This window comes from Allosphingosinicella vermicomposti (assembly GCF_003012815.1).
Classification (GTDB): Bacteria; Pseudomonadota; Alphaproteobacteria; order Sphingomonadales; family Sphingomonadaceae; genus Allosphingosinicella; species Allosphingosinicella vermicomposti.
Map to the genome: position 1 here is coordinate 757514 of NZ_PXYJ01000001.1, position 13814 is coordinate 771327.

Consider the following 13814-nt stretch of genomic DNA (forward strand, 5'->3'; position numbering starts at 1 on the left):
TCATGTCGGGCAGGGCGGAACGCGCGATGAGCCGGAAGAGGCGCCACGGCATCTTGGCCTTTGCCGCGGCGATGGCAGGCGCGGCGGTCGCCGCGTCCCTGTCGTCTCCTGCCCATGCAGAGGTCCGGCTCGGCACGGAGGTAACCGGTGGACACAATTACACGGTCCACGTCATGAGCTGGTGGGAAATCCCGTTCCGCAGTGTCGTTCGCCAGGCCTATGACTTCAGTTGCGGATCCGCCGCTGTCGCGACCTTGCTTACTTATCATTACGGCCGGCGCACGCAGGAGCGCGAGGCCTTTTCCCATATGTGGGAAAAGGGCGACAAAGCGGCGATCCGCAAAGTCGGCTTCTCCATGTTCGACATGAAGAATTTCTTGGAGGCCCGGGGCTATCGCGCCGACGGTTACCGGCTGTCCGTTGCCGATCTCGGCAAGTCCGGTCGGCCGAGCATCGTCTTGCTCGACCTGAAGGGCTTCAAGCATTTCGTGGTGGTGAAGGGTGTCAGGGGAGACCAGGTGCTGGTCGGCGATCCGATGCTCGGCCTTGGCCAATATAGCGCCGCGGATTTCCAGAAATATTGGAACAACATCGCTCTCGTCGTGCGTGATGCGCCGGACGATTACCGGCCCCGTTTCGATCTCGCGTCGGATTGGGGTCCATGGTCGTCGGCACCGATGGACGAGGATAGCGGCATTCGCGTCGCGGCCGGCGACCTCACCAATCACCTGCCGCCCGCTTATCAAATCAGCCCGCAATTTCTGATCGATGCGCGGGTAGGGACGGTGAAGTGATGAAACGCGTACCTTTGATCCACGCGGGCGTGATCGTCCTGTTCCTGGCCGCCAATGCACCGGTCGAGGGTGACGAGATATTCGCCTCCCTCGAACCGGTGAGCGAAGCCGAACTGAGCGAGCAGCGCGGCGGCTTTACCTATGCCGGAATGGACATCACTCTTGGCGCGGAAATCCGCACCTTCCTCGACGGCGAACTTGTGCTCCGGACAACCGTCAATTGGGGCGCACAAGGGACGAGCACGACGGAAGTCCTGTCCGCCGCGCTCAGCCCGGCCACAGCGGCGGAACTACAGTCGGGAATTTTGAGCACGGGCGGGATCCGTATGAAGGTGGGCGACAATATGGTTTTCCTCGCCAATGAAGGGCAGACTGCATTGCTCCACAAGACCGATGGCGGCCTACAGAACGTCCTGATCAACACCGCCAACGGGGTCGACATGGCACAAGAAGTCGACGCGACGCTTGATGTCGGCAATTACGAAGGCTTCCATACAAGCGTCCTTAATTCCCGCCTTAGCGATGCGATCGGATCCTCGATCGCCGATGCGACGGCAGGCGTAATCAGCAACTAATCCGCACACCGGCCGGAAATACAGCGGCCGGCGCATTGGATCGCGCTTTCGGTTGCGTTAGAAGCTCGTAGGGATCTTCAGGGTAATGCTGATGTCGGGGGAGTCTGAGGTCACGCCGATCTCAAAACCCAGGTTGATCGATTGCTTCGGCGTCAAGCGATAGGACATTCCAAGATTGAGTGACCCGACCTGGGCGATATTCCCGAATTGGGTGGTGCCGCCAATTTCCGTTTTCGTCTTGAACAGATAGGCGTGGCGATAGCCCATCGAATAGGAGAAGCGCGGGTTAAGGGCGAAACCGAAGCCGATATTGGCAGAGATCGCATCGCCGGGATCGACCCGGCCGATGAAAGCGCCGCCCACCGTCCGGTTCACATCTTCCGGCATATGATAGAGGTAGCTTGCGCCGCCATAAATAACGACCGGATCCGACGGCAGCAGGAAACTGATACCGGGCTGTAGCGCCCAGAAGCCCGAGCCTGTCGCGAGTCCCGTTGCAACGCCGAATTCGTCATAATCGACGTCGAACGGCCCTTTGCCGGTATTGGATTTAAGGCGCAGGCTTGCCACCCAGATCGGCCGCTGACCGCGTGGGCTATTCAGTTGATAGCGAATGCCGACTTCGGCATCGCCGATATCCTTTTCGCGCAGTTCGATCGTCCGGACGATGCTCTCATCCCGCTGCTGAGCGACCTCGATCCGGTCGTAGCGATAGAGATAGGGGATGCGGCCCTCTATCTCGAGCCGGCTGGTCAGGCCATAGCGACCGGCAAAGGTTCCCACCACCGTGTCGCGATCCGCGTCGCTCGCCTCGATGACGCCAATTTGGATGCCTGGAACCAGCTCAATGCCGCGAAAGACCAGCCGGTTTGTCGATGACCTTGTATATTCAAGCGAAGGTTCGAAGACGATGCGACCCGGCCGGGTCAACACACCCTGTTCCTGGGGGATGGCTTCCACCTGGGCGGCCTTTACTTCGGCTTCCGGTTCGGGCGGCGCTTCGCCGACCGGCGAGTCCGGCATTTGCGGTCCCGCGAATACAGTGGGTTGCCCGGTGGGCGTCGTCTGGGCCAGGCCAGTGCCGCGCAACTCGCTCAAATCCGGCACGGAAAGTCCCGTTTTGAGTGCCTCGATCTGTTCCTGCTGCGCTTCGATCTGCGCACTTTGCTGATCGATCATGCTCTGCTGACGCTTCAGTTCCTCACGCAGGGCGCGAAGCTCATCCGCGATATTGGCCGTTTGCGCCGCTGCCGGCACCCACGGCGTCAACGCCGACGCGATGGCAATGCTGGCTGCTGTTTTCTTCACCCATGATGCCGGCATGTTGCCCTCCGGTCTGTTATATGGTCCTCAGGCAAAAGCCCGGGGTTCTCCCTGATTTCCGATCGTCAGCTCATCAAAACTTTGCCCGGGCGAGAGCGATGGATCCTCGCCCGCCAGATCACTGAGGCCGGCCTCGTCGACGATGCGGAAGCGTTGCGGCCCTTCGAGTGCAATCAGGCGGCGGCGCACGAGATCGGATATGGTCCGACTGACCGTATGGATGGTGAGTCCAAGGTGATCGGCGATGTCGTTCCGCGACATGGGGAGCGGCACACCGCGCGTGGCACCCAGCCGGACCGACGCCGCAAGAAGAAAGGCGGCCACACGCTCGGCAGCCGTCCGGTGACCGAGGAGGAAAATGCATTGCTGCGCGCTGGACAGAGCCCGGCGAAGCGCGGCTTCGGTATCTTCGCCCTTGTGCCGGCCCTTTTCGTCCTGTCCGGTTGCCTCATGACCATGGCGGCGGATCACCGCATGTGTCACGGCTTCGGCTGTTTCCTTATAATTGCTGTCTTCCACGCCGAAGAAGTCGCCGGGATAGAAAAAGCCGGTGAGTTGGCGATGGCCGTCCACATGATAGCGGCAGGTGCGGACGATGCCGGACACGACTTCGTACCATCGCCGGGCGGGATCGCCTTCATAATAGATTGCGACGCCCTTCCCGATCCGGAGCAAGCTGGATGGAGGAGCGGAGCCGGTGTCTGCCTCATGCGGATGGATGGTGATCACCAGCAGTCCCCTGTTATCGTTGAGGGATCAGCCTGTGGGATTGTTGTTGATTCGCAAATGGATGCAAATACCCGGACAGTTTGCGGAGGGAGTAAGCCTACGTAGATTTACCGGGTCGAATTCCGCCAAGTTTTAACTATATTTGGGAATGTGGAGGAGGGCGCTTTCGCGGCCTGCTCGTCCTGTGCCGATTTTTCGTCGTAAAGGGAGTTTGTGGCTTAAAAGCAAAGAGATGCTGGATCGCTACCGTCAACTGCTTCTCCCCACATGAGCTTTGACCGGTTGCGCCCCATCCAACAGGAGGGGAAGGAATGCCGTGGAATGAACAGGGATCCGAGCCTGACCTTACACCGCGCGAGAGCGAAGTTCTTGAGCTCGTCGCCAATGGATTGTCCGCGAAGGAAGTCGCTCACGAAATCGGGATCGCTCCACGCACCGTAGAGCGGCACATCGAAAATGTCCGGATGAAAATGCGGGCCCGCAACCGGGCTCATATGGTTGCGCAAGCTGTCTTGAACGGCGTGCTGGTTCTGGGCACTCCAGCTGGTCCGCGCGCTTGTGAAGGATGTTTATTCCAGCATGAGGCCAAAGGGTCAGAGAGCAGCCATAAAATGAAGCATTGAATGGGCGCGGCACTCCCGCGCCCCGCAGTCCGGACTATCATCAAGGCGATGATCGTGTGGCAGCCCGGATCGTCCATTGACGCCCGCTTGGCAAACTCACCCATTACAAGGCTATTGCTCCGAAACGACAAGTGCCCGGACCGCATTCGGTCCGGGCACCTGTATGACGATCTCTCGTCAGACCCCCTATTTTCAGATGCCCGGCCCGCACGCACCCTTACCTCGCAAAAGGGAGCGGGGCCGAAGCCTCCCCGAACCGTGGCTTTTGCCGCTCGTTCGTAAATTCTGACTATTGGAATAAGCCGAAATTGTCATGCGAAAGTCGCACTTGAGCCACATTTCAAGGGCGCCTGTGTCGCTGCGGCCACATACACTCGCCGCGCCTCGAGAGGCATATTGTTGCCAGACCGGAACCACCCGCCTAGAGGTTCGTATCCGCTTCCTCCACGAGATTGACGAGACCGATGCGCCTCTCCCGTTACTTCCTGCCCGTTACCAAGGAAACGCCGTCCGATGCCCAGATCGTCAGCCACAAGCTGATGTTGCGCGCGGGGCTCATCCGCCAGACCGCGTCTGGCATTTACGCGTGGCTGCCATTGGGTCTGCGCGTGCTCAACAAGATCGCCGATATCGTCCGCGAGGAGCAGGGCAAGGCAGGCGCGATCGAGATGCTGATGCCGACGGTGCAGTCGGCGGATCTGTGGCGTCAGTCGGGCCGCTATGACGCTTATGGGCCGGAGATGCTGCGCTTCGCTGACCGGCATGAGCGCGAGATGCTCTACGGGCCGACGAATGAGGAAATGATCACCGCGCTCTTCCGCGATGCGGTGAAGAGCTATCGCGATCTGCCGCGCACACTCTACCACATTCAGTGGAAGTTCCGCGACGAGGTCCGTCCGCGCTTCGGCGTGATGCGCGGGCGCGAATTCCTGATGAAGGACGCGTACAGCTTCGACCTCGACGAACAGGGGCTGAAGGCAAGCTATGAGGCGATGTTCGTCGCCTATCTCCGCACCTTTGCGCGCCTGGGGCTACAGGCGGTGCCGGTGCGTGCGCCGACCGGTCCGATCGGCGGCAATTTGAGCCACGAATTCCACATCCTCGCGGATACCGGTGAGAGTGCCGTCTTCTACGACGCGGCGCTGGAGGATGTATCGCGCGACGAACTGCTTGCCGCCGATGCCTCGACGATCGCCAAGCTTACCGGCCTCTATGCGATGGAGGAAGAGGAGCATCAGAAAGTCGAAAATTGTCCCGTCCCCGCCGAACGCCTCCGCACGCGGCGCGGCATCGAGGTCGGCCATATCTTCGCCTTCGGGACCAAATATTCGGACAGCATGGGGCTGACCGTGCAGACCAAGGACGGCGGCCAGATCCATCCGCAGATGGGCAGCTATGGCATCGGCGTATCCCGCCTGATGGGCGCGATCATCGAAGCGAGCCATGACGACAATGGCATCGTCTGGCCGGACAGCGTGGCGCCGTTCCAGGTCGGCCTCGTCAACATGCGCGCGGACGATGAGGCCTGCGCCGCGGCGTCGGACGAGATTTACGGAAAGCTCCAGGCCGCGGGCGTCGAGGTGCTTTACGACGATCGCGACGAACGCGGCGGCGCGAAGTTCGCGACGATGGACGTGATCGGGCTCCCCTGGCAGCTGATTGTCGGCCCCAAGGGGCTGGAAAAAGGTGTCGTTGAACTGAAGCGCCGCGCGACGGGCGAGCGCGAGGAATTGTCCGTCGAGGCGGCGCTGGCGAGGCTGACCGTATGAGCCCTTCCGTCATCGCGACGTGGCGATCCAGCGGCGTTGGATTGCTTCGCTTCGCTCGCAATGACGAGGCGGAGGGCGCGCGATGATCCTCAACCGTTACGAGCGGATGATCGCAAAGCGCTACCTGCTTCCGGGCCGTGGCGAGGCGTTCATCTTCCTTGTCGCTTCGATCAGCCTCGTCGCGGTTATGCTTGGCGTCGCGGCGCTGATCATCGTGATGAGCGTAATGAACGGTTTCCGCGCCGAGCTGTTCGACAAGATCGTCGGCCTCAATGGTCACGCGGTGGTGCAAGGTTATGGCGGGCGCCTGCCCGATTGGCGCGAGATCGTGCGCGATGCGAAGACAACGCCGGGCGTGACCGAGGCCATTCCGCTGGTCGAACAGCCGTTGATGGCGAGCTATGAGGGGCGCGTCGAAGGCATTATCGTGCGCGGCATGACGCGGGCGGACATCCTCCGTAATCCCGCGCTCCAAGGCAATGTCGTCTCGGGATCGCTGAGCGCGCTCCAGCCCGGCAGCGACAATGTCGCGATCGGCGTCCGGTTAGCGGAGGCGCTTGGTGCGCGCGTGGGGGGGCAAATCAGCCTAATCAGCCCTCAAGGGCGGACGACCCCGTTCGGTACTGTGCCCCGCATTGTTTCCTATAATGTCGCGGCAATCTTCGAGGTCGGCGTTTACGATTACGACAAGGCATTTGTCATGATGCCGATCGAGGATGCGCAAACCCTGCTCATGCTTGGCGATGCGGTGGGCATGGTTGAAGTGGAGACCGTGGATGCCGACCGCGTGGGCGAGATATTGGCGCCCCTCGTCGCCCAGGTTCAGGGAAGGGCGGTCGTGGCCGATTGGCGTTCGATGAATTCAACGCTCTTCGAAGCTTTGGAAGTCGAACGGATCGCGATGTTCGTCGTTCTTTCGCTCATTATCCTCGTCGCCGTGTTCAATATCTTGTCCTCCCTCATCATGCTGGTGCGCGCCAAAACGCGGGACATTGCGATCCTGCGGACGATGGGTGCCAGCCGGTCGGGCATGATGAAGATTTTCATGACCGTCGGGGTCACAATCAGCGTGCTCGGCACGGTCGCCGGCATGCTCCTTGGCTTTATCTTCCTTTACTTCCGGCAGTCGGTGGTGAATTTCATTCAGCTCGTAACCGGCCAGAATTTGTGGGATCCCTCAATTCGGTTCTTAACCGAACTTCCGTCAAAGACCGACCCGTTCGAAGTGTTGGCCATCGTGGCGCTCGCCATCGGGTCGGCTTTCATCTTCACGCTCTATCCGGCTTGGAAGGCGGCGAGCACCGATCCCGTGCAGGTGCTGCGTTATGAATAATGTCCTTGAAGTCCATGATTTGCGCCGCAGCTTTCACCAAGGCGGCGAAACGATCGATGTCCTGCGCGGCGTTGAGCTGAAGGTAGGGCAAGGGGAGATCGTTGCACTGCTCGGCCCTTCCGGCTCGGGTAAATCGACCTTGCTGCAGGCGGTCGGCCTGCTCGAGGGCGGTTTCCAAGGTTCGATCCGCATCGCGGGCGAAGAGGCTGCCCGGCTCGACAGCGATGGGCGCACCCGTGTTCGCCGCGACTCGCTCGGTTTCGTCTATCAGTTCCACCACCTGCTGCCCGACTTCACTGCGGTGGAGAATGTGATCCTGCCTCAGCTTATCCACGGCGCGGATCGCCCGGCGGCAACAGCACGCGCCGAATCGCTGTTGACCTCGCTCGGGCTAGGCCACCGCCTCACTCATCGACCGAGCCAGCTCTCTGGCGGCGAACAGCAGCGTGTGGCGGTTGGCCGCGCTCTCGCCAACCGCCCTGCTCTCGTCCTTGCCGACGAGCCTACCGGCAATCTCGACGAGCGCACTGCCGATGTGGTGCTCGGCGAATTTTTGCGGCTGGTTCGGGAGGAGGGTAGTTCCGCCCTTGTCGCGACGCATAATGAGCGGCTCGCGGCCAAGATGGACCGGATCGTCCATTTGCACGGCGGCAAGCTCGACTAAAAAGCTGGTCATCTTCCAGCAAGCCATTGAACCTTATAGGCGTCTTCATGGAAAGGCGCAGACTATTCTTGATCGTGATACCGTTAGCGCTCGTCGCGAGCGCGGCGGCCTTCGGCTATTCGACGGTCGCGGAAAAGACGCCTCCGCCACCGGAACCGCGCAAGACCCCGGCGCGCAAGGTGCTGTCGGATGCCTGCGGATCGCGGATTACCTACGACCGGCTGAAAGCGCAGCTTTTCGAAGAAGCCCTGGATTTACGCGAGGGCGATCCCGCCGCGCTCGATCTGCTCGCCGGGACGACCGTGGTGCGCGTCGAGGATCCGGTCGTGCAGGCTTATGATGAGTCGCTGGGCGTGATCGTATGCGGCGGCGAATTCATTCTGGAACTGCCGCCGGGCGCGGAGGATGCGTTTGACGGGCGGCACCGGATCAATGCGCGGATCGAATATGCCGCGCAAAAGGCGGCGGACGGCAGCGGCCCCGTCTACCGGATGCGCGGAGCTGAGCCGATCATCTATCGCCTCGCAGCCTTCGGGCTTCCTGCCGAGGCGGGTAAGATAGCGGCGATCCGCGCTGCCATACCGCTTGAGACGACTGAGATTGCGCCTCCCGAAGCCGCCGCGGTCCCGCCTATCGTAAAGATTGCCGCGCAGGAGACGGTGGAAGCGGCTCTGCCGCCTGCGCCGAAAGTGGCGGAACCCCCAAAAAAGCCTGAAGTGGCGCCGAAGAAAGCGTTGCCCGCAAAAAAAGCTGAGTTGGTGAAGGTCTCCAAGGCTGAGAAGCCGGGGCCTAAAAAGGCCGCAGCTAAAACTGTTGCGAAACCACTCAAGACGGCTGCCCTCAAGACGGTCGTGCCCGAAAAGAAGAAGCCTGCACCCGTCACGACCAAGGCTGTGAAGGCTCCGCCGAAGAAAAAGAAGGCTGCGGAAAAGCCGGTCAGGATTGCCGCCAAGCCCGTGCCGAAGAAGGTTGTGGCATCCAGGCCGAAAAAGTCTGCCGCGCTGCTCAAGCCCGCCGCAGGCCAGCGTAAGGCTGCGGCAAATACTTGCCGCGCATCGCGACGATCGGCGCAGATACTCTGCGCAAACCCTGCGCTCGCGGCGAAGGAGCGGCGGACGACCAGCCTCTATTATTCGGCGCTCGAAAATGCGGACCGGGAAACCGCCTCGATTCTCCGGCGGACGGCGGGAACCTTCAGCACTTATCTGGCGGCGTGTGACAATGAAGCCTGCGTTTCCCAGGCGTTCGACGGGCGCACCCGCGAAATCCGCGATATCCTGTCGGACATGCGCTGAGCGCCGCGAAATCTGTGGAAAAGGCCGCGTGGCGTTTGTCAGAATCGAACCGTGCGCCCATAGTCCGATAATGGCTTCCAACCCCTACGTCCCGCTGCGTGTCTTCTCCTGCTACACGATGCTGGACGGCGCGATTGAGCCCAAGGCGATCGCCAAGCAGGCGAAGAAGCTCGACCTTCCCGCCGTCGCGCTCACCGACCGCAATGGCCTCTATGCCGCCATGGCTTTCACCGATGCGTGCAAAAGCGAGGGCGTGCAGCCGGTTATCGGCGCGATGCTGGCTGTGGCGCGACCGGGCCCGTCGGGCGGGCAGGGGCCGATACTCGATTGGCTTGCTCTCTATGCGCAGGATGCGACCGGCTACGACAATCTCTGCGCGCTCGTTTCGGCCGCTCATCTCGATCGGCCGGTCGAGGAGGATGCGCATGTTGATTTTGCCGTGCTCGCGGGGCGGACGGACGGCCTCATCGCGCTCACCGCAGGCGGGGAAGGCGGCCTCGCGCGCCTCTTTGCCGAGGAGCAGAGGGACGCGGCCGAAGCCTATCTGACGCGCCTTCAAGGGTTGTTTCCTGGACGTCTCTATGTCGAACTTTGCCGTCGCGGTATGGAGGTGGAACAGAGGGCGGAAGCCGGGCTGATCGACATTGCCTATGCGCGCGATTTGCCCCTCGTCGCGACCAATCCAGCCTGCTTCGCCGACGCGCATTTCCACCAGGCGCATGATGCGATGCTGTGTATCGCGCAATCGAGCCAAGTGGACCGCGACGATCGCAACAAATCATCGCCCGAAGCCTGGATGAAGCCGCCGCAGGACATGCGCGACCTGTTCGCTGACATTCCCGAGGCGATCGAGAATACCGCCGTGGTGGCCCAGCGCTGCGCGGTCGGCGCGCCCAAGCGCAAGCCGATCCTGCCAAGCCTTGCGGGCGATCTCGAGGGCGAAGCCGAGCAGCTGCGTCGGGATGCGCGGGCGGGGCTGGAGGCGCGGCTCGCGGCCTATAACGATCTCGGCGAAGAGGCGCGGCAGCGTTATTTCGACCGGCTGGATTTCGAAGTGGACGTTATCGTCCGCATGGGCTTTCCCGGCTACTTCCTGATCGTCGCCGACTTTATCAAATGGGCGAAGGACAATGATATTCCGGTGGGGCCGGGCCGCGGTTCGGGTGCGGGATCGGTGGTCGCCTGGGCGCTCACCATCACCGATCTTGATCCGCTGAAATTGAACCTGCTGTTCGAACGCTTCCTCAACCCGGAGCGCGTGTCGATGCCGGACTTCGACATCGACTTTTGCGAAACCCGGCGCGGCGAGGTCATCCGCTACGTCCAGCAGAAATATGGCCGCGATCAGGTCGCGCAGATCATCACCTTCGGTAAGCTGAAGGCGCGCGCGGTGCTGAAGGATACCGGGCGCGTGTTGCAGATGAGCTACGGGCAGGTGGATAGGCTCGCGAAGTTGGTGCCAAACCATCCGACCGACCCTTGGACGCTGGAGCGCGCGCTAAACGGCGTCAGCGAACTTGCCGCCGAATATAAGAACGATCCGCAGGTGCGCCGCCTGTTCGATCTGGCGATGAAGCTGGAAGGCCTGCCGCGCCACAGCTCGACCCACGCGGCGGGTGTGGTGATTGGCGACCGGCGCCTCGACAAGCTCGTGCCGCTCTATCGCGATCCGCGCTCGGACATGCCCGTGACGCAGTTCGACATGAAATATGTCGAGGGCGCGGGGCTGGTGAAGTTCGACTTCCTTGGCCTGAAGACTTTGTCGGTGCTGCAGAAGGCGGTGCAGATGCTCGGCAAACGCGGCATCAGCGTCGATCTCGACCGGCTCGAATGGGATGATGAGGAAGTTTACAAGCTCCTCCAGCGCGGTGAAACGGTCGGCGTATTCCAGCTGGAATCGGAAGGCATGCGCCGCACGCTCGCGGCGGTGAAGCCGACCAATTTCGAAGACATTATCGCGCTCGTTTCGCTCTACCGGCCGGGCCCGATGGACAATATCCCGACCTTCGGTGCGCGTAAGAACGGGCGGGAGCCGATTGAATATCCGCATCCTTTGCTCGAGGGCGTGCTGAAGGAAACCTACGGCATCTTCGTCTATCAGGAACAGGTCATGCAGGCCGCGCAGGTGCTGGCCGGCTACAGTCTGGGTGAAGCCGATCTTCTGCGCCGCGCCATGGGTAAGAAGATCAAGGCGGAGATGGATGCGCAGCGCGAGCGCTTTGTCAGCGGCTGCGCGGCGCATCAGATCACGCCCGCCAAGGCGAACGAGCTGTTCGATTTGATCGACAAGTTCGCGGGCTATGGCTTCAACAAGAGCCACGCGGCGGCATATGCACTCGTCGCCTATCAAACGGCGTGGTTGAAGGCGCATCATCCGGTCGAATTCTACGCCGCGTCCATGTGCTTCGACATGCACCAGACGGACAAGCTCGCCATCTTCGTCGAAGATATGCGGCGGCTTGAAGTGATGTTCCTGCCGCCCTGCATCAATGGCAGTGAGGCCGAATTCTCGGTGGAAGCAGCAGGCGAGGGCCATGCCGTCCGCTACGCCCTCGGTGCGCTGAAGGGTGTTGGCGAGAAGGCAATGGAGCAGCTTTGCATCGAGCGCGATGCTGCTGGCCCTTACAAGGATCTCGATGAGTTCGCCGCGCGTATCGACCCGCGTCTGCTCAACCGGCGGCAATTGGAAAGCCTTGCGGCGGGCGGCGCCTTTGACGGGATCGCGCCGGATCGCGCGGCGGTGTTCGCGTCGCCCGAAACCTTGCTTGCCGCCGCTGCCAGTGCCGCCGACGCGCGGATAAGCGGGCAGGGTGGCCTATTCGGCGAGGGCGCCGCCAATGTCGTGCCGATCCGCATGCCGACCGCACAAAGCTGGTCGCTCGCCGAGCGCATGGCGCAGGAAAAGGAAGCATTCGGCTTCTATTTTTCGGCCCATCCGGTCGACAATTACCGGCATCTCGCCGAAGCGCATGGCGCCAAGACTTTCGCGCAGCTGAGCGCGCTACCCGCGCCTGCCGATGGCGGGCGCTCGCCTGGGGTGATGGCCGGTTTGGTCGAGGAAGCGCGCTGGCGGACTTCAGCCAAAGGACGCCGCTATCTGATGGGTACGGTGTCGGATAGTTCCGGCCAGTTCCAGGTGACGGTGTTTGACGACGTGGTGGCGGCGCAGGTGGAGGAAGCGGCGAAGGTCGGCGGCTGCGGGCTTCTAAACGTCGAACTTGACCGGCGGCCGGGCGAAGAAACGCCGCGCGTTACGATCAAGTCGATCCAGCCGTTCGAAAGCCTGTCGCAACGGACGCAATTGTCGATGGAGGTCGAGGTTTCGGGACCGGATGCGCTGGCGCTTCTGGCCGAAGCGCTGGAGCCTCATCGCGGTGGGCGCGGGCGCCTCACGTTGCGGGTGCCGATGGAGAGCGGGAATGCTTTGGTCCTGCTCGGTCGCGACTATCAGCTCGACGCCGAAATTGCGGCGCGGATCGAGCGTCTGCCGGGCATGGGCCGGGTGAGCCTTTCCGCGTCGGAGAGCCTTAGGCTGGCTTGGGCCTCGAACGAATAAATAGCGTGCTCCTGCTTCTGCAGGGGCGTGAAGCGGGCGCTAGAATAACCGCATCTGCGGGCCTTCCGGAGGACGGAACAAATCGGTCCGCAGCGCAAGCTTCTCGCGGTTGAGGCCATGCTTGCGGCAAGCAAGCTTGAAGCGTGTCGCAAGCAGATCCGCCCACGGTCCCTGGCCCTTCATCCGCGTGAACCAATTGGGGTCATTGTCCTTGCCGCCGCGAAGGGACTGGATGGTGTGCATCACCTTTTCCGCCCGGTCTGGATAATGTTCCTCCAGCCAGGCGCGGAAGAGCGGCGCCACCTCGTGCGGCAGGCGAACGGGGATATAGAAGCAGCCGACCGCGCCCGCTTCGGCCGCCGCTTCCACGATATGTTCCAGCTCGTGGTCAGTGACTGCCGGAACGATGGGCGCAATGGACACATAGGTTGGAATGCCCGCCTCTGTCAGCGCCTTCACGGCTGCCAGCCGCTTGCGCGGCGCGGGCGCGCGGGGCTCCAGTGTCCGCGAAGTCTCCGGCGTCAGCGATGTGATGGAAAGCGCAATGCCGGCCAGTTTCTGCGCGGCCATCGGTGCCAGCAGGTCGATGTCGCGCAGCACGCGGTCCGATTTCGTGGTGATCATCAGCGGGTGACGCATTTCGGCCAGGACCTCGATGATCGATCGTGTAATCCGCCACTTGCCCTCGATCGGCTGATAGGGATCGGTGTTCGTCCCCATCGCCATGTTGCGCACGACATAGCCGGGCTTGGCCAGCTCCTTGCGGAGCAGTTCCGCCGCATCGGGCTTGGCAAACAGGCGGCTTTCGAAATCGAGGCCGGGCGAGAGGTCATGAAAGGCATGGCTTGGCCGCGCGAAGCAATAAATGCAGCCATGCTCACAGCCGCGATAGGGGTTGATCGACCGGTCGAAACCCACGTCCGGCGATGCGTTGCGGGCGATGATCGTTTTGGGCTTTTCCACCGTCACCGTGGTGCGCAGTTGCGGGAGCCCCTCGTCAATATCCTCCCGCGCGTCGAGCCAATCGCCATCCGCTTCGCGCGTGGCGAGGCCGAAGCGGGTCGGCACATTGTTAACAGGTGCGCCGCGTCCCGGGCGGGCTTCGTGTCTCATCCAAGGGCTTATGCGCCGATGCCAAGAACAGATAAAGAGC

General features: G+C 62.0%; 11 protein-coding genes. 8 read left to right on the forward strand and 3 right to left on the reverse strand.

Annotated features, from left to right (window positions below; genetic code table 11):
• The first annotated feature begins 2 nt into the window (after positions 1-2).
• Positions 3-794: a C39 family peptidase gene (locus C7I56_RS03745; RefSeq protein ID WP_106639162.1), complete on the forward strand. Its 792-nt coding sequence runs from the start codon at positions 3-5 to the stop codon at positions 792-794.
• Positions 794-1369, forward strand: a complete 576-nt coding sequence (locus tag C7I56_RS03750; protein ID WP_106639163.1) for a hypothetical protein — start codon at positions 794-796, stop codon at positions 1367-1369. Before C7I56_RS03745 ends, C7I56_RS03750 begins: the two co-directional genes overlap by 1 nt.
• 57 nt (positions 1370-1426) lie before the next feature.
• Here C7I56_RS03750 and C7I56_RS03755 read toward each other — a convergent pair whose 3' ends face one another.
• On the reverse strand, positions 1427-2692 hold the full coding sequence (locus C7I56_RS03755; protein ID WP_106639164.1) for a transporter: 1266 nt from the start codon (positions 2690-2692) through the stop codon (positions 1427-1429).
• Positions 2693-2719: 27 nt separating this feature from the next.
• Positions 2720-3421: a helix-turn-helix domain-containing protein gene (locus tag C7I56_RS03760; RefSeq protein WP_106639165.1), complete on the reverse strand. Its 702-nt coding sequence runs from the start codon at positions 3419-3421 to the stop codon at positions 2720-2722.
• Between the two features lie 311 nt (positions 3422-3732).
• Here C7I56_RS03760 and C7I56_RS03765 point away from each other — a divergent pair, with 311 nt between their 5' ends.
• The 6 genes from C7I56_RS03765 to dnaE all read left to right on the forward strand — a co-directional run bounded on the left by C7I56_RS03765 (position 3733) and on the right by dnaE (position 12661).
• Positions 3733-4044 carry a response regulator transcription factor gene (locus C7I56_RS03765; protein WP_106639166.1) on the forward strand — a complete coding sequence of 104 codons (312 nt, stop codon included), beginning with the start codon at positions 3733-3735 and terminating at the stop codon, positions 4042-4044.
• A gap of 464 nt (positions 4045-4508) precedes the next feature.
• Positions 4509-5813 carry a proline--tRNA ligase gene (gene proS / locus C7I56_RS03770; RefSeq protein WP_106639167.1) on the forward strand — a complete coding sequence of 435 codons (1305 nt, stop codon included), beginning with the start codon at positions 4509-4511 and terminating at the stop codon, positions 5811-5813.
• A gap of 82 nt (positions 5814-5895) precedes the next feature.
• A complete protein-coding gene (locus C7I56_RS03775) occupies positions 5896-7146 on the forward strand; it encodes a lipoprotein-releasing ABC transporter permease subunit (RefSeq protein ID WP_106639168.1) in 1251 nt (416 codons plus the stop codon).
• Positions 7139-7810, forward strand: coding sequence for an ABC transporter ATP-binding protein (locus C7I56_RS03780; RefSeq protein WP_106639169.1), 672 nt, complete (start codon positions 7139-7141; stop codon positions 7808-7810). The genes C7I56_RS03775 and C7I56_RS03780 overlap by 8 nt, the downstream gene beginning before the upstream one ends.
• Positions 7811-7878: 68 nt before the next feature.
• Positions 7879-9105 (forward strand): lysozyme inhibitor LprI family protein, encoded by a 1227-nt coding sequence (locus C7I56_RS03785; protein WP_158702988.1) that lies wholly within the window; start codon positions 7879-7881, stop codon positions 9103-9105.
• Positions 9106-9175: 70 nt separating this feature from the next.
• The gene (gene dnaE, locus C7I56_RS03790; RefSeq protein WP_106639171.1) at positions 9176-12661 is read left to right on the forward strand and encodes a DNA polymerase III subunit alpha; all 3486 of its coding nucleotides are present in this window, start codon (positions 9176-9178) and stop codon (positions 12659-12661) included.
• A 39-nt stretch (positions 12662-12700) separates the two neighbouring features.
• Here the strand turns inward: dnaE and C7I56_RS03795 are convergent, their stop codons facing one another.
• Positions 12701-13774, reverse strand: a complete 1074-nt coding sequence (locus C7I56_RS03795; RefSeq protein ID WP_106639172.1) for a PA0069 family radical SAM protein — start codon at positions 13772-13774, stop codon at positions 12701-12703.
• Positions 13775-13814: the final 40 nt, after the last annotated feature.

Coding starts and splice junctions, on each gene's coding strand:
- C7I56_RS03745 (WP_106639162.1), top strand. CDS start 3: ATGTCGGGCAGGGCGGAACGCGCGATGAGCCGGAAGAGGCGCCACGGC.
- C7I56_RS03755 (WP_106639164.1), bottom strand. CDS start 2,692: ATGCCGGCATCATGGGTGAAGAAAACAGCAGCCAGCATTGCCATCGCG.
- C7I56_RS03795 (WP_106639172.1), bottom strand. CDS start 13,774: ATGAGACACGAAGCCCGCCCGGGACGCGGCGCACCTGTTAACAATGTG.
- proS (WP_106639167.1), top strand. CDS start 4,509: ATGCGCCTCTCCCGTTACTTCCTGCCCGTTACCAAGGAAACGCCGTCC.
- C7I56_RS03750 (WP_106639163.1), top strand. CDS start 794: ATGAAACGCGTACCTTTGATCCACGCGGGCGTGATCGTCCTGTTCCTG.
- C7I56_RS03775 (WP_106639168.1), top strand. CDS start 5,896: ATGATCCTCAACCGTTACGAGCGGATGATCGCAAAGCGCTACCTGCTT.
- C7I56_RS03765 (WP_106639166.1), top strand. CDS start 3,733: ATGCCGTGGAATGAACAGGGATCCGAGCCTGACCTTACACCGCGCGAG.
- dnaE (WP_106639171.1), top strand. CDS start 9,176: ATGGCTTCCAACCCCTACGTCCCGCTGCGTGTCTTCTCCTGCTACACG.
- C7I56_RS03780 (WP_106639169.1), top strand. CDS start 7,139: ATGAATAATGTCCTTGAAGTCCATGATTTGCGCCGCAGCTTTCACCAA.